Below are 18,045 nucleotides of genomic sequence, written 5' to 3'. Positions count from 1 at the left end.
GCCGTGACCATGCAAGATGCCGTGACGTTCGATCCCCGCCCCGCCGACGCGCCGTCCTCCGCCGGGACGCCTGCGCCTGCCGCCGCCGCGAAGGCCAAGCGCGAGTTCAACAAGCTGCACAAGCGCCTGCGCCGCCAGGTCGGCAACGCCATCATCGACTTCGACATGATTCGCGAGGGCGACAAGGTGATGGTCTGCCTGTCCGGTGGCAAGGACAGCTACACCATGCTCGAGATCCTGCGCAGCCTGCAGCGCAACGCGCCGGTGAACTTCTCGCTGGTGGCGGTGAACCTCGACCAGAAGCAGCCCGGATTCCCCGAGCACGTGCTCCCCGAGTACCTGGATGGCATCGGCGTGGACTACCATATCCTCGAGCGCGACACCTACTCGGTGGTCAAGGAGAAGACCCCGGAAGGCAAGACCACCTGTGCGCTCTGCTCGCGCCTGCGGCGCGGCTCGCTCTACGGCTATGCCGAGGAGATCGGCGCCACCAAGATCGCGCTGGGCCACCATCGCGAGGACATCCTCGAGACGCTATTTCTCAACATGTTCTTCGGCGGTAGCCTCAAGTCGATGCCGCCCAAGCTGCTCTCCGACGACGGCAGGAACATCGTCATCCGCCCGCTGGCCTACTGCCGCGAGGCCGATATCGCCGAGTTCTCGCGGCGGATGGAATTCCCGATCATCCCCTGCAACCTGTGCGGCTCCCAGCCCAACCTGCAGCGTCAGGTGGTCAAGGAGATGCTCGCCGAGTGGGAGGCCAAGCACCCCGGTCGCCTGGAGAGCATGTTCAAGGCGGTGACCAACGTGGCGCCCTCGCAGCTGGCCGATCGCGAGCTGTTCGACTTCGCCGGCCTCGAGGACAAGCAGGCGAAGATGCTGGCCGACCGCATCGACCTGCACAACGAATAGCCGGGCTTCGCCCGGAGCTGGAAGAACGCCGGCTTCGCGGGCTCAAGCTGGAAGCTTGAAGAAAACCCGGCCGGGCTTCGCCCGGAGATTGAAGTCATAAGCTGGAAGAAAACCCTTGATCCCGAAGTCGCCGGGCTCATGCTGTCTTCCAGCTTCCAGCTTCCAGCTTCCAGCTTCCAGCTTCCAGCTTCCAGCTTCCAGCTTCCAGCTCACGCGACAGCGTGCTAGTGACAACCTTCCTCTTCGGCCAGCCGAACCAGGCCCTCCAGGTCGAGGATATTGACCTCGCGGCCGGAAACGGCCACCAGGCCCTGATGCTGGAAGCGGCCCAGGATGCGGCTGACGGTCTCCACCGCCAGCCCCAGGTAGTTGCCGATATCGGCCCGCGACATGGAGAGCCGAAAGCTGTACGGGGAATAGCCGCGACGGCGGAAACGGTCGGAGAGGCTGGCGAAGAAGGTCGCCAGGCGCTGGTCGGCGGTCTTGCGCGACAGTAGGCGCATCATGCGGCGATCGTCGCGCATTTCCTTGCTCATGCTGCGATAGAGCTGGGTGCGCAGCTGGGGCAGTCGTTCCGAGAGGGCGTCCAGGCGGTCGAAGGGGATCTCGCACACCGTGGTGGTTTCCAGGGCGATGACCGAGCCCGGATAGGTGGCCTCATCGATGCCGTCGAGCCCCACCAGCTCGCTGGGCAAGTAGAAGTTGGTGAGCTGGTCGTCGCCGCCGCCCTCGCTGGTGACCTGCTTGAGGCTCCCCGAACGGACCGCATAGACGCTGGTGAAGGGGCTGCCCTGGCGAAACAGCGACTCGCCCTTCTTGAGCGGCGAGCGTCGACGGATGATGGCGTCGAACTGGTCGATGTCCTCCAGCTCGAGGGCCAGCGGCAGGCACAGTGAACTCAGGCTGCAGTTCCCGCAGCGGGTCTCGTGCAGCAGCGAGCGACGCCGGCCGGCGGCGTTATCAGGCATGCTGTCCTCCTTGATATAAGCACGCCTCTCATTATGGCGGATGGGGATCGGCCTTTGCCATGGCATCAATGATGGCCGGCATGTCCCGCGTCGTGTGACTCGTCTGGGGACGTCCCGCCGTGTGCCCCGTCGGTGGGCGATTGGCCGTGGGTCATGTCGGCGTGTTCCGTGCCGTGGGCCATGCCGGTGTGTTCCGTGCCGTGGGCCATGTCGGAGTGTTCCGTGCCGTGGGCCATGTCGGCATGTTCCGTGCCGTGGGCCATGTCGGCGTGTTCCGTGCCATGCGCCATGCCGGCGTGCATTCCGCCGTGATCCATGCCGCCGGGCCGCAGGCCCCATAGCTGCCAGACGGCGAAGCCGATGATCGCCACCGCGGCCAGGCTGCGGGTCGCCGGGTGGCGAATCAGCGTCGCGAGCCGGCGGGCGGCCAGGCCGGTGGCCAGCAGCGCCGGCAGGGTGCCGAGGCCGAAGGCCGCCATCATGGCCGCGCCGCGAGCGGCATCGGCGCTGGCCAGGCTCCAGGCCAGCATCGAGTAGACCAGGCCGCAGGGCAACCAGCCCCAGATGGCCCCCAGTGCCACCGCCTGGGGCACTTTCACCACCGGCATCAATCGCCGGCCGACCGGCTCCAGGTGGCGCCACAGCCGCTTGCCGATCGCTTCGACCCTGAGCAGCCCCTTCCACCAGTCGGCGATGTAGAGCGCCATCAGGATCAGCATCGCCGCCGCCAGCACCTGGAGCGCCAGGCGCGCCCCGGGCGCCACGCCGACCAGGGTGCCGAGACCGGCGGCCAGGGCGCCGGCCGCCGCATAGCTGGTGATGCGCCCCAGGTTGTAGCCCAGCAGCAGGCCGGTCAGGCGGGCCGGATGACGCAGGCTCGGGGGGACGGCGAAGCTCAGGGCGCTCATGATGCCGCCGCACATGCCGATGCAGTGGGCGCCGCCGAGCAGGCCGAAGACGAAGGCCGTGGCCAAGGGGGGCAGGTCGAGTCCGGTAGGGTTCATTCAGGAATCCTTGTGGGGGTCGCGGGGCCGGTCGTCGGAGCGTGAAACGGGGACGTCGCCAGGCTCGGGCGGTGACGACGGTGGCCGGTCGTCGTCATCGTCGAACAGGATGCGATGGGCGGGGCCCTCGAGGTCCTCGAACTGGTCATGGCGGACCGCCCAGAAGAAGGCCCCGACCGCCAGGCCGAGCAGGACCAGCGACAGCGGAATCAGCAGGTAGAGAATGCTCATGGGCGCTCCGTCGAGGCGACGGGAGAAGGCCGGGCCAGGCGCAGGGCGTTGCCGACCACCACCAGCGAGCTGGCCGACATGCCGAGGGCGGCCAGCCAGGGGGGCACCCAGCCCAGCGCCGCCGGGGGCAGCGCCACCAGGTTGTAGGCCAGCGCCCAGCCGAGGTTCTGGCGGATGACCCGGCGCGTGGCGCGGCCGATCTCGATGGCCTCGACGAGCCGCCCCAGGCGCGGGCCGAGCAGCACGGCATCGGCCCGGGTGCGGGCCAGGTCGGTGGCGCCGTTCATGGCGATGGCCAGGTCGGCGCCGGCCAGCACCGGCACGTCGTTGATGCCGTCGCCGACCATCGCCACTCGCTGCCCCTCGGCCTGCAGGGCGCGCAGCCGGGCCAGCTTGTCCTCGGGGCTCGCCCGGGCCCGCCATTCGTCGATGCCCAGCCGCTCGGCCAGGGCCCGGGTGGGCGCCTCGCCGTCGCCGGACAGCAGTTCCACCGCCAGGCCTTGCGCCTTGAGGGCGGAGAGGGTCTCGGCGGCGTCCTCGCGCAGCCGGTCGTGCAGGGCGAACCAGGCCCGCGGTTCGCCCTCTTCACCGAGCAGCAGCCAGTGGGCATCGCCCGGGGGAGGAGCCAGCGCCACGGCGGCGGCCCCGGGCGCGGCGAAGTCCGGCCGGCCGAGCCGCCAGCGCCGACCGTCGATTCGGCCCTCCAGGCCCTGGCCGGGGCGGCCGATCACCTCGTCGGCGACCCGATCCCCCCGTCGGTGGGAGCGAAAGGCCCGGGCGATGGGGTGTTCGGAGTGGGCCTCCAGGGCCGCGGCCACCGCCGCCAGCCGCTCGCCATCGTCGCCGTCCAGCGGCACCGTGCGTGCGAGCCGCATCTCGCCGACGGTCAGGGTGCCGGTCTTGTCGAAGATCACCCGGTCGAGCCCCGGCAGGGTCTCCAGGGCGTCGGCCCGGGTCAGCAGCAGGCCGCGACGATAGAGCCGACCGTGGCCCGCGGTCAGGGCGGTGGGCGTGGCCAGCGCCAGGGCGCAGGGACAGCTGACCACCAGCACCGAGAGGGTGACCCAGAAGGCCCGGCCGGGGTCGACGAGGCTCCACACCAGCGCCGTGGCGGCGGCGATCAGCAGCACCTGGAGCACGAAGTGGTGCGCCAGCCGGGCGGCCTGGCGGGCGAGCCGCGGCCGGCTGGCGAAGGCCCGGTCGGTGAGGTCGAGCAGGCGCGCCGCCCGGGCATCGCGGCCGGCATGGGTCACGCGCACCGTCAGCGGGCTCTCGACGTTGTGACTGCCGCCGGTCACGGCGTCGCCGACGCCGCGGGCGACCGGCAGCGGCTCGCCGGTGAGCATCGCCTCGTCGAGACTGGAGGCGCCGGCCTCGATCACTCCGTCGGCGGGCACGCCATGGCCGGGCTTGACCAGCACCCGGTCGCCGGGGGCGAGCTCGCTGGCGGGCAGGATACGTTCCTCCCCGTCGGCGCCGAGACGGATCGCCGACAGCGGCAGGATCTCGGCCAGGGCATTGCCGCGGCGTCCGCTGCGCCGCCGGGCGCGCACTTCCAGGTGGCGCCCGAACAGCAGGAAGAAGGTGAACATGGCCGCGGAATCGAAATAGACGTCGCCGTGGCCGACGATCACCGCCCAGGCGCTGGCCAGGTAGGCGCTGGCGATGGCCAGCGAGACGGGCACGTCCATGCCCAGCTGGCGGGCGCGCAGGTCGCGCCAGGCGCCGGCGAAGAACGGCTGGGCGGCGTAGAGCACCACCGGCGTGGTCAGGGCGAAGGCCAGCCAGTGGAAGAGGGCGTCGAAGTCGGCGCCGAGCCCGTCATCGCCGGCCACGTAGAAGGGAATCGAGAACATCGCCACCTGCATCATGCCCACCGCGGCGACGATCAGCCGGCGAACCTGGCGACGTTCCTCCTGCTGCAGGCGGTGCTGGGCGAGGTCGGGCTCATAGGGCTGGGCCGGGTAGCCGATGGCCGCCAGCTCGGCCAGCACCCGCGATAGGGTGACGCGCTCGGTGTCCCAGTGGACCCGGACGCGGTGCTGGGCGAGGTTCACGGCGCTGGCGGTGACGCCCTCCAGGGCATTGAGGCGGTGCTCGATGAGCCAGGCGCAGGCCGCGCAGGTGATGCCCTCCACCGCCAGGGTGGCGTGGACGCCGTCGTCGTCGGCATGCACGAAGCGATCCTGCAGTCCCGGGTCGTCGAACACCGCCCAGGTCTCGGCCCGGGCCGCCCGGCGGTCGTCGGGACGTTCCGGCAGCTCGGTGCGGAAACGGTAGTAGCTGGCCAGGCCGCCGTCGATGATGGCCCGGGCCACCGCCTCGCAGCCGGGGCAGCACAGGGGGTGGACGGTGCCGTCGAGGGTCAGCGTCCAGGGCGAGCGCTCGGCGACCCCGCCGCCGCAATGGTAGCAGGCGGGCGTCTCGACGCTTGGGGAGGCGGCGGTCGTGGTCATGGCGCTGGCTCAGATCCCCGGGGCCAGGGGGATCGCGTCCTCGGTGGGGAAGCGGGCCTCGCCGGTCAGCCGCCAGGCGGCCCGGGGGCCCTCGTCGGGCTGCAGGTGCAGATACCAGCGATAGCGCAGCGGCGCGTCGAGCATGGTCACGTAGCGGCCGGCGTGGACATGCTCGAGCGTCAGCAGGCGATCGCGCTGGCTCTCGGTGGGGAAGATCAGCTTGAGCGCCAGCCGCTCGGGACGCGCCTCGCCGCTCAGGTCGACGACGATGTCGCCGGTGGCCGGATCGGCGCGCAGGGTGGCGGCCAGCCCCAGCGCCTGGGCGTGCCGCTGCTTGGCGATCTGCTGGTTGATGGCCAGGCCTTCCTTGTAATAGTCCTCGGCGACGGTGCCGTCGAAGTAATGGATCGACAGGGTCAGGTAGACCAGGCTGAAGGTCACCGAGGACCCCAGCAGGCCGATCAGGAACCAGGGCCAGAACTGCTTGTACCAGGGGGGGATGGGCTCGTGTTCCGCCGTCATCAGCGGGTCTCTCCTATGAAGCGGCTGTCGCGTTCGAGGCGGATGTCGGGATCGTCGACGGCCTCCAGGCGCAGCAGGATCTCGTGGCTGGGGCGCTCGAGGGACGCGGCGGGGGCGGTGACCTCCACCACCAGCCGGCGCGACTGGCCGGCGGGCACGCTGAGCCGGCGGGTGTCCAAGGACAGCCCCGCCAGGCCCGAGGCCGCGAGCCGGTAGGCGTGCTCCTCGCGGTCCAGGTTGCGCACGGTCAGGGTGTAGACGTTGCGAATCCGGCCGTCGTCGGTCAGCTGGAACAGCTGGTGGCGGTCGCGCTCGACCTCGAGACCCAGCGGCGTGCGATCGCCGAGTGCCCAGACGAACAGGCCGATCATCACCAGCAGTGCGGCCAGATAGCCCAGCAGGCGCGGGCGCAGGATGCGCGTCGTCCGGCCCTCGAGGGCGTTCTCCGTCGTGTAGCGGATCAGCCCGCGGGGATAGCCCATGCGCTCCATGACGCCGTCGCAGGCGTCGATGCAGGCCGCGCAGCTGATGCATTCGTACTGCAGCCCGTCGCGGATGTCGATGCCGGTGGGGCAGACCTGCACGCACAGCTCGCAGTCGATGCAGTCGCCGTGGCCGGCCTCCCGGGCCTGAGGACGGTCGAGGCGCCGGCTGCGCCGGCCGCGGGGTTCGCCGCGGGCGGCATCATAGGAGACGATCAGGGTGTCGGCATCGAACATCACCCCCTGGAAGCGGGCGTAGGGGCACATGTAGATGCAGACCTGCTCGCGCAGCCAGCCGGCGTTGAGATAGGTGAACAGCGTGAAGAAGCCGATCCAGAAGTAGGACCAGCCGTGGGCCTCCAGCCGTGGCAGTTCCACCGTCAGCGTGCGGATCGGCGTGAAGTAGCCGACGAAGGTCAGGCCGGTAGCGGCGGCGATGGCCAGCCAGACGGCGTGCTTGGCCAGCTTGCGGCTGGCCTTGTCGGCGTCCCAGGCGCGCCGGTCGAGCCTGATGCGGCGGTTGCGCGGCCCCTCGAGGCGATGTTCGACCCAGATGAACAGGAAGGTCCAGACGCTCTGCGGGCAGGCGTAGCCGCACCACAGGCGACCGGCGAACACGGTGATGAAGAACAGGCCGAAGGCGCAGATGATCAAGAGCCAGGACAGCAGCATGAACTCCTGGGGGTAGAAGGTGGCCGCGAAGACATGGAACTCGCGGCCGGGCAGGTCGAACCAGACCGCCGGCCGGTCGCCCCAGCCGAGCCATGGGGTCAGGAAGTAGGCCAGCATCAGCGCCCAGTTGGCGCCGCGCCGCAGGCGCTGGAAGAGGCCCTGGATCTCGCGCACGTAGAGGTGGCGACGGCTGACGTACATGGCCTGGGTGACGGTCTGTCCGGGCGCGTGGTGGTCCACGGGCGGCGGGGTGACGTCACGGAAGGGAATCTTGTCGCTCATGACGGGCTCTCGACAGGCGGCCCGGCGGAGGAAGGCGTTCCCGCCACCGGGGCGCTCGGCGGGGAAGCGAGACGGCTCCCTTCCCCCGAGTGGGCCGTGACCGCCTCAGTCGCGGCGACTGAGGCCGTAGACATAGGCGGCCACCAGGTGGACCTTGTCCTCGCCGATATAGGCGGCCTGGGCGGGCATATGGCCGTTGCGCCCGTTGCGCAGGGTCTCGCCGATGGAGGCCTCCAGCGACTGGCCGGGGCGGCGGTACAGCCAGGTGCCGTCGCTCAGGTCCGGGGCGCCGAGGGCCTGGTTGCCGGTGCCGTCGGGGGCGTGGCAGGCGGCGCACACCGAGGCGAACAGCGCCGCGCCCTGCTCGGCGCGGCGGGCATCCTCGGCCTGGCCGGACAGCGACATCACGTACTGGGTCAGGTTGCCGATGTTGTCCTCGCCGAGCTGCTGCCAGGCCGGCATCATGCCGCTACGCCCGTTGGTGATGGTGGTCACGATGCTGTCCGGCGTGCCGCCGTACAGCCAGTCGTCGTCGACCAGGTTGGGGAAGCCGTAGCCGCCCTGGGCGTTGGAACCGTGGCAGATGGCGCAGTTGTTGAGGAAGATGCGCTCGGCGACCCGCATGGCCTCGCCGTCCCGGGCCAACTCCGGGATCGGCACCTGCTGGTAACGGGCGAAGATCGGCGCGTAGCGTTCCTCCGCCTGGGCCACCTCTTGTTCCCACTGGCCCTCCTGGGTCCAGCCCAGCAGCCCGGCGTAGTTGCCGAGGCCGGGGTAGAGCACCAGGTAGCCCAGGGCGAAGATCACCGTGCCCACGTAGAGCTGGAACCACCAGCGCGGCAGCGGGTTGTCGTACTCCTCGATCTCGTCGGCGGTGTGGCCGGTGGTCTCGACGTTGCCCTCGTCGTCCGCGGCCTTGTCGGTCTTGCGGTTGGCGAACAGCACCCAGGCGCTGATGGCGATGGTGCCCAGCGTGATGACGATGATCCAGGCGCTCCAGAAACCGGAGAGGGAGTCACCCCAGAGATGGTTCATGTGTTGTCGTCTCCCTTGTCGTGTCGGGCCGCGGCGTTCTCGGCGCCGCTCGAGTCACGGTGCACTCGCTCCTCCTCGTCGGCGAAGGGCAGGTTGGCCGCTTCGTCGAAATCCGGCTTGCGCCGCTTCGAGTAGGCCCACCAGGTCAGGCCGATGAAGCTGATCAGCAGGAGGGCGGTGATGATGCCGCGGAGGGTTCCGGTATCCATGTCAGCGCGCGTCCTTCAGCACGGTGCCGAGTTGCTGCAGGTAGGCCACCAGGGCGGTGATTTCGCGTTCGCCGCGCACCGCGTCGCGGGCGCCGGCGATCTGCTCGTCGCTGTAGGGCACCCCCAGCGCGCGCATGGCGCGCATCTTGTCGGCGATGTGCTCGCCGTCGAGGGTGTTCTCGAACAGCCAGGGATAGGCCGGCATCACCGATTCCGGCACCACGTCGCGGGGGTTGTACATGTGGGCGCGGTGCCAGTCGTCGCTGTAGCGGCCGCCGACCCGGGCCAGGTCGGGGCCGGTGCGCTTGGAGCCCCACAGGAAGTTGTGTTCGTAGACCGACTCGCCGGCCACGCTGTAGTGGCCGTAGCGCTCGGTCTCGGCGCGGAAGGGGCGGATCATCTGGGAGTGGCAGCCCACGCAGCCCTCGCGGCGGTAGATGTCGCGCCCGGCGAGCTCCATGGCCGAGAGCGGCTCGAGGCCCTCCACCGGCTCGGTCGTCTGCTTCTGGAAGAACAGCGGCACGACCTCGGCCAGGCCGCCGAAGCTGATCACCACCAGCACCAGCACGGCGAGCAGGCCGACGTTCTTTTCGACGATCTCGTGTCTCATTGGCGTTCTCGTTCCCTGTTAGGCGGCGGCGTTCTGGGGCAGCGGCCGGCGCAGGCTCTCCCGGCGGCGCACGGTCATGAAGACGTTCAAGGCCATGATCAGCATGCCGGCGACCCAGCACAGGCCGCCGATCATGCGCACGATGTAGCCCGGGCCGCTGGCCTCGACGGATTCGATGAAGGAGTACATCAGGGTCCCGTCGGGATTGACCGCACGCCACATCAGGCCCTGCAGGATGCCGTTGACCCACATGGCGGCGATGTAGAGCACGGTGCCGATGGTGGCCAGCCAGAAGTGCGCGGCGATCAGCGGCACCGAGTACATCTCGGTGCGGCCGTAGAGACGCGGGATCAGGTGATACATGGAGCCGATGGTGATCATCGCCACCCAGCCCAGGGCGCCGGCATGGACGTGGCCGATGGTCCAGTCGGTGTAGTGGGAGAGGGCGTTGACGGTCTTCACCGCCATCATCGGGCCCTCGAAGGTGGACATGCCGTAGAACGACAGCGCCACCACCAGAAAGCGCAGGGTGGGGTCGGTGCGCAGCTTATGCCAGGCGCCAGAGAGTGTCATCATGCCGTTGATCATGCCGCCCCAGGAGGGCGCCAGCAGGATGATCGACATGACCATGCCCAGCGACTGGGCCCAGTTGGGCAGGGCGGTGTAGTGCAGGTGGTGCGGGCCGGCCCACATGTAGACCATGATCAGCGCCCAGAAGTGGACGATCGACAGGCGATAGGAATAGACCGGGCGCTCCGCCTGCTTGGGCACGAAGTAGTACATCATGCCGAGGAAGCCGGCGGTCAGGAAGAAGCCCACCGCGTTGTGGCCGTACCACCACTGGGTCATGGCATCGATGGCGCCGGAATACAGCGAGATCGAATACATGGCCGAGACCGGAATCGCCGCGCTGTTGACGATGTGCAACACCGCCACGGTGAGGATGAAGGCAGCGAAGAACCAGTTGGCCACGTAGATGTGCGAGGTCCGGCGCCGCTTGATGGTGCCCAGGAAGACGATGGCATAGCTGATCCACACCACCGCGAGCAGGATGTCGATCGGCCATTCCAGCTCGGCGTATTCCTTGACCTCGGTGTAGCCCAGCGGCAGGGTCACCAGCGCCGCCAGGATCACCGCCTGCCAGCCCCAGAAGGTGAAGGCGGCCAGTCCGTCGGAGACCAGGCGCGTCTGGCAGGTTCGCTGTACCACGTAGTAGGAGGTGGCGAACAGCGCCGAACCGCCGAAGGCGAAGATCACGACGTTGGTGTGCAGCGGACGCAGGCGGCCGAAGCTGGTCCACGGCAGGCCCAGGTTCAGCTCGGGCCACACCAGCTGCGCGGCGAGCGTGACGCCGAAGAGCATGCCCACGATGCCCCAGACGACGGTCATGAGCGCGAACTGCCGCACGACCTTGTAGTTGTAGGTAGGATGTTCCAGTGCTCTGCTCATGTCAGGTTTCCATCGAACGCGGTGGAGGGAGACGCGCTGGGGCGGCAGTCTAACCCGAGCCGTTCACCCGCAAGATGATGCCGATCAAGTCCAGGCCGAGGGGCGGGACCGGCCAGCCGGTCGTCTCTTGTAGCGCCAGTATAGAGTAATTGTCGCCACTAAGTGTATACAATGATTGAATACAAAGCATCGGCGCCCGAGGATCTGGGCGCCGGTTCGACCGCGATGCACGCCCAGCGCCTCGACGTCGAGGGCCTGGGGCCATTGGAGCGCGTCGGCGAACCCCGCCTGGGGCGCCTGCTGCTGGCGCATGGCGCCGGCGCGGGCCAGGACTCGTTGTTCATGCAGCGGCTTCGCCAGGCGCTGGCCGAGCGGGGCGTGCAGACCCTGGCCTTCGAGTTCGCCTACCTGCAGCGCATGCGCGAGGAACGGCGACGACGCCCGCCGCCGCGGGTCGAGATCCTGGTCGACGAGTTCGCCCGCTGGCGCGAGGGCGTGTCGTGGCTCGAGCCCGGCCCGCTGTGGCTGGGGGGCAAGTCGATGGGCGGCCGGGTGGCCAGCCTGCTGGCCGCCAGGGAGGGGGCGCCAGGGCTGGCGCTCTGTGGCTATCCGTTCCATCCACCGCGCAAGCCGGCGTCGCTGCGCCTCGATCACTGGCCGCGTCTGACCTGTCCGACCCTGGTGGTTCAGGGCACGCGGGATCCCTTCGGCACCCGCGACGAGGTGGCCGGCTATGCGCTGCCGCCGGTGGCAGAGCTGCACTGGCTGGAAGACGGCGACCATGACTGGAAGCCGCGGCGCGTCTCGGGTCGCGATCAGCCGTCGCTGATCGACGAGGGCGCGGCGGCCATCGCCGCGGCCATGGAACGCCACGTCGCCGCCGGGGGGTAGCGGCCAAGTGGATGAATGTTCTGCCGTTCTCCGCTGGCCGATCGAGGAGGGAATGAAAAAAACGCGTTGACAATGAACGCAGTTCCCGTAGAATGCAGCGCCACGTGACCGGGGGTGGTTAGCTCAGCTGGGAGAGCACCAGCCTTACAAGCTGGGGGTCACAGGTTCGAACCCTGTACCACCCACCAGTGCCCTGCACTGACCCGATCATGTCGCAGAAACGAGTGCGGACCGGTAGTTCAGTTGGTTAGAATGCCGGCCTGTCACGCCGGAGGTCGCGGGTTCGAGTCCCGTCCGGTCCGCCAGCGTTTTCTGCACCGCATCATCAGTTGCGGACCGGTAGTTCAGTTGGTTAGAATGCCGGCCTGTCACGCCGGAGGTCGCGGGTTCGAGTCCCGTCCGGTCCGCCACGATGACGCCACAACCTAAGCAGTACGCGTGGGCGATTAGCTCAGTTGGTTAGAGCACCAGCCTCACATGCTGGGGGTCACTGGTTCGAGTCCAGTATCGCCCACCACGCGGACCGGTAGTTCAGTTGGTTAGAATGCCGGCCTGTCACGCCGGAGGTCGCGGGTTCGAGTCCCGTCCGGTCCGCCATCTGCTCCGAATTCCGAAAGCCCCGTGGTCCTCGCCACGGGGCTTTTTCGTGTCTATCTTTCTAGCGCCCCGTCGCCCTCTCACTTGGCCGCATCCTGTCGCGAGGGTGGCCTGCGACTTCCCCTGGCGGTGGCACGGAACCCGCACGATGTCTTGCCGGGGCTTTGCGGTTCGCACGAGGCTATCATACAGTTGTTTTAATTTCCGTCGACCGACCCGAGGAGCCACGACCGTGACCGCCTTCCCGAACCTGTTCCGTCCCCTCGAGCTGGGGCCGCTGAGCCTGCCCAACCGGGTATTGATGGGCTCGATGCACACCAACCTGGAGGAGGCGCCCGACGGCTTTGCCCGCCTGGCCGCCTTCTATGCCGAACGGGCCCGGGCGGGGGTATCGCTGATCGTCGGCGGCGGCATCGCCCCCAATGCCGAGGGAGCCGTCTTCGCCGGTGCCGCGACGCTCGAGCGTTCCGACCAGGTGGCGGATCATCGGCGGGTGACCGCGGCGGTGCAGGCAGAGGGTGGCCACATCTGCCTGCAGATCCTGCATGCCGGGCGCTACGCCTACACCGAGGCGCCGGTGGCGCCGTCGGCGATCCAGGCGCCGATCAATCCCCGCGCGCCGCGCGCCTTGAGCGAGGAAGACATCGAGCGGACGCTCGAGGACTACGTGCGCTGCGCGAGCCTGGCCCGGGAGGCCGGTTATGACGGCATCGAGGTGATGGGCTCTGAGGGCTATCTGATCAACCAGTTCGTGTGCCGGCGCACCAACCGGCGCGAGGACGCCTGGGGCGGATCCTTCGAGAACCGCATTCGCTTCCCGGTGGAGGCGGTGCGACGGATTCGCGAGGCGCTGGGGCCGGATTTCCTGATCATCTTCCGGCTATCGATGATCGATCTGGTGGAGGAGGGCAGCACCCACGAGGAGGTGGTCGCCCTGGGGCGCGCGGTGGCGGCCGCGGGCGCCGATGCGCTCAACACCGGCATCGGCTGGCACGAGGCGCGGGTGCCGACCATCGTCACCAGCGTGCCGCGGGCGGTCTTCGCCGAGGTCACCCGGCGGATGCGGGCCGAGATCGCGGTGCCGCTGATCACCACCAACCGCATCAACATGCCCGAGGTGGCCGAGCGGCTGCTCGCCGAAGACTGCGCGGACATGGTCTCCATGGCGCGGCCCTTCCTGGCCGATCCGGCCTGGCTGGCCAAGGCACGGGCGGGGCACGCCGAGGAGATCAACACCTGCATCGCCTGCAACCAGGCCTGCCTGGATCACACCTTCCAGGGCAAGCTGACCTCCTGCCTGGTCAATCCGCGGGCCTGTCACGAGACCGAGCTGGTCGTCGCGCCGGCCGCCGAGGCGAAGCGGGTGGCCGTGGTGGGCGGGGGGCCGGCGGGGCTTGCCGCCGCGGTGACCGCCGCCGAGCGGGGGCACGCGGTGACGCTCTTCGAGCGCCAGTCGACGCTCGGTGGCCAGTTCAACCATGCCCGGCGGATTCCCGGCAAGGAGGAGTTCGACGAGACCCTGCGCTACTACCGGGTGATGCTCGACAAGCATGGCGTGACCGTGCGGCTCGGGGCGGAGCCCGAGCTGCACGCGCTGCACGGTTTCGACGAGGTGGTGCTGGCCACCGGCGTGCGGCCCCGTCGCCTCGAGCTGCCCGGCATCGACCATCCCAAGGTGATCTCCTATCCGCTGGCCATCCAGCACCCGGAGCGGGTCGGGCCGCGGGTAGCGATCATCGGGGCCGGTGGCATCGGCTTCGACGTGGCGGAGCTGCTGACCCACGTCGGCGCCGCCGCACCGGACGCCGCGGCCTGGTGCGACGAGTGGGGCGTGGACCTGTCGGTGTCGACGCCCGGGGGGCTGCGGGCGCCCGAGCCCCCGCCGGTGTCCCGGCGGGTCACCTTGCTGCAGCGCAAGGCGTCGAAGCCCGGTCGCGGGCTCGGTACCACCACCGGCTGGGTGCATCGTGCCTCGCTGCGTCATCGCGGCGTCGAGATGCTGGCCGGCTGCGAGTACGTGGGCATCGACGATGCCGGCCTGCACATCCGCGTGGACGGCGAGCCACGCTTGCTCGAGGTCGATTCGGTGGTGATCTGTGCCGGCCAGGAGGCGGTCCGTGACGGGCTCGAGCCGCTGCGTGAGGCGGGTGTCTCGGTGCATGTCATCGGCGGCGCCCTGGAGCCCGCCGAGCTCGATGCCAAGCGCGCCATCGACCAGGGTGTCCGCCTGGCCGCCACGCTGTGAGGAGCAGGGCGGATGGGGGCGTTCGTTGAAAATATGCCCGTCTCGGGATGAACCGCCGAGGGTTCGAGGGCTCATAGGGATAGTAGTCGTGCGTTGAAGGCTGCGGGCGCCATCGTCCGGTTGAGCTGTCTACGCTGAAGCTACCCACCCGGCCGTCGCGCGAGGGTTATGCGGCCGGAGCCCCGGGCTTCAAGGAGGCATCGATGAGCATCTTCGATCATGTGCAGAACCGCTTCGAACGCACCCAGCAGGAAGAAATGAGCCTGCAGGAATATCTGGAACTCTGCCGTGAGGACCCCTCGGTCTATGCCAGTGCGGCCGAGCGCATGCTGGAAGCCATTGGCGAGCCCGAGGTGATCGACACGGCCAAGGACCCCCGTCTATCACGGATCTTTTCCAACAAGGTCATTCGTCGCTATCCGGCCTTTTCGGAGTTCTACGGCATGGAAGAGGCGATCGAGCAGATCGTGGCCTACTTCCGCCACGCCGCCCAGGGCCTCGAGGAGAAAAAGCAGATCCTCTATCTGCTCGGCCCGGTCGGTGGCGGCAAGTCGTCGCTCGCCGAGCGGCTCAAGCTGCTGATGGAGCATGTGCCCTTCTATGCCATCAAGGACTCCCCGGTGCAGGAGTCGCCGCTGGGGCTGTTCTCGCCGGAGCACGACGGTGAATTGCTCGAGAAGGAGTACGGCATCCCGTCGCGCTGCCTGAAGAGCGTGATGTCACCCTGGGCGGCCAAGCGGCTCAAGGAGGCCGGGGGCGACATCAGCCAGTTCCGGGTGGTACGCCTGTATCCGTCGCGACTCAACCAGATCGCGATCTCCAAGACCGAGCCCGGCGACGAGAACAACCAGGACATCTCCTCGCTGGTCGGCAAGGTGGATATCCGTCAGCTCGAGCTCTACTCCCAGGACGATCCGGACGCCTACAGCTTCTCCGGTGGCCTGTGCCGGGCCAACCAGGGGTTGATGGAGTTCGTCGAGATGTTCAAGGCACCGATCAAGGTGCTGCATCCGCTGCTGACCGCCACCCAGGAGGGCAACTACAATCCCACCGAAGGCATGGGGGCGATCCCCTTCGACGGCATCATTCTGGCCCACTCCAACGAGAGCGAGTGGCAGACCTTCCGCAACAACCGCAACAACGAGGCCTTCCTCGACCGGGTGTATATCGTCAAGGTGCCCTACTGTTTGCGGGTGACCGAAGAGATCAACATCTACAAGAAGCTGCTCGAGCATTCCACCCTGGCCGAGGCGCCTTGTGCGCCGGATACCCTGCGCATGCTGGCGCAGTTCTCGGTGCTCTCGCGGCTCAAGGAGCCGGAGAATTCCAGCGTCTATTCCAAGATGCGAGTCTATGACGGCGAGAACCTCAAGGACACCGATCCCAAGGCCAAGTCGATTCAGGAGTATCGCGACGCCGCCGGGGTCGACGAGGGCATGGATGGGCTCTCCACCCGCTTCGCCTTCAAGATCCTGGCCAAGGTGTTCAACTTCGACAATGTCGAGGTGGCGGCCAACCCGGTGCACCTGCTCTACGTGCTCGAGCAGCGCCTCGAACAGGAGCAGCTGCCCAAGGAGACCTTCGAGCGCTACCTGCGCTTCATCAAGGAGTTCCTGGCGCCGCGCTATGTGGACTTCATCGGCAAGGAGATCCAGACCGCCTATCTCGAGTCCTACTCCGAGTATGGCCAGAACATCTTCGATCGCTACGTCACCTACGCCGACTTCTGGATCCAGGACCAGGAGTACCGGGATCCGGAGACCGGCGAACTGTTCGATCGCCAGTCGCTCAACGAGGAGCTGGAGAAGATCGAGAAGCCGGCCGGCATCTCCAACCCCAAGGACTTCCGTCACGAGGTGGTCAACTTCGTGCTGCGGGCCAGGGCCCAGAACAATGGCATGAACCCGAGCTGGCAGTCCTACGAGAAGCTGCGCGGGGTGATCGAGCACAAGATGTTCGCCAACACCGAGGAGCTGCTGCCGGTGATCTCCTTCAACGCCAAGGCCTCGACGGCGGACCAGAAGAAGCACGAGGATTTCGTGGCCCGGATGGTCGACCGTGGCTATACCGAGAAGCAGGTGCGACTGCTCTCCGAGTGGTACCTGAGGGTGCGCAAGTCGCAGTAGCCCACGAGGGCCGAGCAGGGCGCCGCTGGGCGGCGCCCTGCACAAGCGAGTGGCAGCCTAGGAGGTCCGCATGACCTACTTCATCGACCGCCGTGCCAATGCCAAGCACAAGAGCGCGGTCAATCGCCAGCGCTTCCTCGATCGCTATCGCACCCATATCAAGCGTTCCGTCGAGGAGGCGGTCAACCGTCGCTCCATCACCGACATGGAGCGCGGCGAGAAGGTCTCGATCCCGGCGCGAGACATCTCGGAGCCGGTCTTTCAGCACGGTCCCGGGGGCAAGCGCTCGATCATCGCCCCGGGCAATCGGGAGTTCGTCGAGGGGGATCGCCTGCGTCGTCCCGGCGGCGGAGGCGGCGGCGGGGCCGGCGAGGGCGGTGCGTCCAATCAGGGCGAGGGCATGGACGAGTTCGCCTTCACCCTGTCCCGGGAGGAGTTCCTGGACTTCGTCTTCGATGGCCTGGAGCTGCCGCACCTTGAACGCAAGAACCTGGTGGACCTCGATGAGGTGCGCCCGGTACGGGCCGGTTTCACCCGCGACGGGGTGCCGGCGCGGATCAACATCGTGCGCTCGATGCGCGAGGCCCAGGCGCGGCGCATCGCCATGCGCGGCCCCATCCGGCGAGCCCTGCGCGAGGCCCAGGAGGCGCTGGAGGCCGAGGAGCGCAAGGATCCGGTGCTGCGCAATCCGGCGCGGATCGGCGAGCTTCGGGCCGAGATCGAGCGCCTCGAGAAGCGCCTCGAGGCGGTGCCCTTCATCGACACCTACGACCTGCGCTACAACAACCTGATCAACCAGCCCCAGCCGTCGAGCAAGGCGGTGATGTTCTGCGTCATGGACGTCTCGGGGTCCATGACCCAGGCCCACAAGGACATCGCCAAGCGTTTCTTCCTGCTGCTCTACCTGTTCCTGGAGCGCAACTACGAGAAGGTCGAGCTGGTCTTCGTGCGCCACCACACCGCCGCCAAGGAGGTCGACGAGGAAGAGTTCTTCTATTCCCGCGAGACCGGCGGCACCATCGTCTCCAGTGCCCTGACCCTGGTCGACGAGATCATCCGCGATCGCTATCCGCCGACCCAGTGGAACCTCTACGTGGCCCAGGCCTCGGACGGCGACAACTGGGACGACGACTCCCTGACCTGCCGCGACCTGCTGGCCAACGCCCTGATGCCCCGGTTGCAGTACTTCACGTACGTGGAGATTACCCCCCATGCGCACCAGGCGCTGTGGGAAGAGTACGAGCGGGTGGAGGCTGAGTACCCGGATCGCTTCGCCATGCGCCAGATCGTGGAGGCCGGCGACATCTACCCGGTGTTCCGCGAACTGTTCCGCCGCCGCACCGTGCAGCCATGA

15 protein-coding genes, 5 tRNA genes and 1 pseudogene are annotated in these 18,045 nt (G+C 68.3%); 10 read left to right on the top strand and 11 right to left on the bottom strand.

The window, feature by feature from the left end; all coding sequences use genetic code 11:
* Positions 1 to 9: 9 nt before the first annotated feature.
* Positions 10 to 912 carry a tRNA 2-thiocytidine(32) synthetase TtcA gene (gene ttcA, locus ACXAFN_RS07815; protein WP_474989087.1) on the top strand — a complete coding sequence of 301 codons (903 nt, stop codon included), beginning with the start codon at positions 10 to 12 and terminating at the stop codon, positions 910 to 912.
* A 42-nt stretch (positions 913 to 954) separates the two neighbouring features.
* Here ttcA and ACXAFN_RS07810 read toward each other — a convergent pair whose 3' ends face one another.
* The 11 genes and pseudogenes from ACXAFN_RS07810 to ccoN all read right to left on the bottom strand — a co-directional run bounded on the left by ACXAFN_RS07810 (position 955) and on the right by ccoN (position 10,832).
* Complete coding sequence (locus ACXAFN_RS07810) at positions 955 to 1,125, bottom strand: hypothetical protein (RefSeq protein WP_474987697.1); 171 nt, start codon at positions 1,123 to 1,125, stop codon at positions 955 to 957.
* A gap of 11 nt (positions 1,126 to 1,136) precedes the next feature.
* On the bottom strand, positions 1,137 to 1,880 hold the full coding sequence (gene fnr, locus ACXAFN_RS07805) for a fumarate/nitrate reduction transcriptional regulator Fnr (RefSeq protein WP_474987695.1): 744 nt from the start codon (positions 1,878 to 1,880) through the stop codon (positions 1,137 to 1,139).
* 317 nt (positions 1,881 to 2,197) lie between these two features.
* Positions 2,198 to 2,884 (bottom strand): annotated as a pseudogene (locus ACXAFN_RS07800) (sulfite exporter TauE/SafE family protein); the annotation flags it as partial.
* Positions 2,885 to 3,115, bottom strand: a complete 231-nt coding sequence (gene ccoS / locus ACXAFN_RS07795) for a cbb3-type cytochrome oxidase assembly protein CcoS (protein WP_474987693.1) — start codon at positions 3,113 to 3,115, stop codon at positions 2,885 to 2,887. It abuts the pseudogene before it with no gap.
* A complete protein-coding gene (locus tag ACXAFN_RS07790; RefSeq protein WP_474987692.1) occupies positions 3,112 to 5,571 on the bottom strand; it encodes a heavy metal translocating P-type ATPase in 2,460 nt (819 codons plus the stop codon). The genes ccoS and ACXAFN_RS07790 overlap by 4 nt, the downstream gene beginning before the upstream one ends.
* A gap of 9 nt (positions 5,572 to 5,580) precedes the next feature.
* Positions 5,581 to 6,093, bottom strand: coding sequence for a FixH family protein (locus ACXAFN_RS07785; protein WP_474987690.1), 513 nt, complete (start codon positions 6,091 to 6,093; stop codon positions 5,581 to 5,583).
* On the bottom strand, positions 6,093 to 7,529 hold the full coding sequence (gene ccoG, locus ACXAFN_RS07780; protein WP_474987688.1) for a cytochrome c oxidase accessory protein CcoG: 1,437 nt from the start codon (positions 7,527 to 7,529) through the stop codon (positions 6,093 to 6,095). The genes ACXAFN_RS07785 and ccoG overlap by 1 nt, the downstream gene beginning before the upstream one ends.
* A 105-nt stretch (positions 7,530 to 7,634) precedes the next feature.
* Positions 7,635 to 8,564, bottom strand: coding sequence for a cytochrome-c oxidase, cbb3-type subunit III (gene ccoP, locus ACXAFN_RS07775; protein WP_474987686.1), 930 nt, complete (start codon positions 8,562 to 8,564; stop codon positions 7,635 to 7,637).
* A complete protein-coding gene (locus tag ACXAFN_RS07770) occupies positions 8,561 to 8,773 on the bottom strand; it encodes a cbb3-type cytochrome oxidase subunit 3 (RefSeq protein WP_474987685.1) in 213 nt (70 codons plus the stop codon). The genes ccoP and ACXAFN_RS07770 overlap by 4 nt, the downstream gene beginning before the upstream one ends.
* Before the next feature lies 1 nt (position 8,774).
* On the bottom strand, positions 8,775 to 9,383 hold the full coding sequence (ccoO, locus tag ACXAFN_RS07765) for a cytochrome-c oxidase, cbb3-type subunit II (RefSeq protein WP_474987683.1): 609 nt from the start codon (positions 9,381 to 9,383) through the stop codon (positions 8,775 to 8,777).
* An 18-nt stretch (positions 9,384 to 9,401) separates the two neighbouring features.
* Positions 9,402 to 10,832, bottom strand: coding sequence for a cytochrome-c oxidase, cbb3-type subunit I (ccoN, locus tag ACXAFN_RS07760; RefSeq protein WP_474987681.1), 1,431 nt, complete (start codon positions 10,830 to 10,832; stop codon positions 9,402 to 9,404).
* Positions 10,833 to 11,057: 225 nt separating this feature from the next.
* On the opposite strand from ccoN, the gene ACXAFN_RS07755 reads away from it, so the two are divergent.
* The 9 genes from ACXAFN_RS07755 (at position 11,058) to ACXAFN_RS07715 (ending at position 18,045) form a co-directional block, all read left to right on the top strand.
* Positions 11,058 to 11,723: an alpha/beta family hydrolase gene (locus ACXAFN_RS07755; RefSeq protein ID WP_474989086.1), complete on the top strand. Its 666-nt coding sequence runs from the start codon at positions 11,058 to 11,060 to the stop codon at positions 11,721 to 11,723.
* A gap of 112 nt (positions 11,724 to 11,835) precedes the next feature.
* Positions 11,836 to 11,911 (top strand) — tRNA-Val (locus ACXAFN_RS07750).
* A gap of 40 nt (positions 11,912 to 11,951) precedes the next feature.
* Positions 11,952 to 12,028, top strand: a tRNA-Asp gene (locus tag ACXAFN_RS07745).
* 28 nt (positions 12,029 to 12,056) lie between these two features.
* Positions 12,057 to 12,133 (top strand) — tRNA-Asp (locus tag ACXAFN_RS07740).
* Between the two features lie 30 nt (positions 12,134 to 12,163).
* A tRNA-Val gene (locus ACXAFN_RS07735) sits at positions 12,164 to 12,240 on the top strand.
* Positions 12,241 to 12,243: 3 nt separating this feature from the next.
* A tRNA-Asp gene (locus ACXAFN_RS07730) sits at positions 12,244 to 12,320 on the top strand.
* A gap of 232 nt (positions 12,321 to 12,552) precedes the next feature.
* Entirely contained in the window at positions 12,553 to 14,565 is a 2,013-nt protein-coding gene (locus ACXAFN_RS07725; protein ID WP_474987679.1) for an FAD-dependent oxidoreductase, read from the top strand.
* A 203-nt stretch (positions 14,566 to 14,768) separates the two neighbouring features.
* Complete coding sequence (locus ACXAFN_RS07720) at positions 14,769 to 16,691, top strand: PrkA family serine protein kinase (protein ID WP_474987677.1); 1,923 nt, start codon at positions 14,769 to 14,771, stop codon at positions 16,689 to 16,691.
* Positions 16,692 to 16,761: 70 nt separating this feature from the next.
* Entirely contained in the window at positions 16,762 to 18,045 is a 1,284-nt protein-coding gene (locus ACXAFN_RS07715; protein ID WP_474987676.1) for a YeaH/YhbH family protein, read from the top strand.

It is taken from the genome of Halomonas sp. ABH4_019, assembly GCF_056159885.1.
The sequence above is the reverse complement of the archived record's forward strand: the minus strand, read 5'-3'. Positions and strand labels throughout refer to the sequence as shown.

Bases quoted from the DNA above. Each gene is read 5' to 3' on its own strand.
- ttcA (WP_474989087.1), top strand. From the start codon at position 10: ATGCAAGATGCCGTGACGTTCGATCCCCGCCCCGCCGACGCGCCGTCC.
- fnr (WP_474987695.1), bottom strand. From the start codon at position 1,880: ATGCCTGATAACGCCGCCGGCCGGCGTCGCTCGCTGCTGCACGAGACC.
- ccoS (WP_474987693.1), bottom strand. From the start codon at position 3,115: ATGAGCATTCTCTACCTGCTGATTCCGCTGTCGCTGGTCCTGCTCGGC.
- ACXAFN_RS07790 (WP_474987692.1), bottom strand. From the start codon at position 5,571: ATGACCACGACCGCCGCCTCCCCAAGCGTCGAGACGCCCGCCTGCTAC.
- ACXAFN_RS07785 (WP_474987690.1), bottom strand. From the start codon at position 6,093: ATGACGGCGGAACACGAGCCCATCCCCCCCTGGTACAAGCAGTTCTGG.
- ccoG (WP_474987688.1), bottom strand. From the start codon at position 7,529: ATGAGCGACAAGATTCCCTTCCGTGACGTCACCCCGCCGCCCGTGGAC.
- ccoP (WP_474987686.1), bottom strand. From the start codon at position 8,564: ATGAACCATCTCTGGGGTGACTCCCTCTCCGGTTTCTGGAGCGCCTGG.
- ACXAFN_RS07770 (WP_474987685.1), bottom strand. From the start codon at position 8,773: ATGGATACCGGAACCCTCCGCGGCATCATCACCGCCCTCCTGCTGATC.
- ccoO (WP_474987683.1), bottom strand. From the start codon at position 9,383: ATGAGACACGAGATCGTCGAAAAGAACGTCGGCCTGCTCGCCGTGCTG.
- ccoN (WP_474987681.1), bottom strand. From the start codon at position 10,832: ATGAGCAGAGCACTGGAACATCCTACCTACAACTACAAGGTCGTGCGG.
- ACXAFN_RS07755 (WP_474989086.1), top strand. From the start codon at position 11,058: ATGCACGCCCAGCGCCTCGACGTCGAGGGCCTGGGGCCATTGGAGCGC.
- ACXAFN_RS07720 (WP_474987677.1), top strand. From the start codon at position 14,769: ATGAGCATCTTCGATCATGTGCAGAACCGCTTCGAACGCACCCAGCAG.
- ACXAFN_RS07715 (WP_474987676.1), top strand. From the start codon at position 16,762: ATGACCTACTTCATCGACCGCCGTGCCAATGCCAAGCACAAGAGCGCG.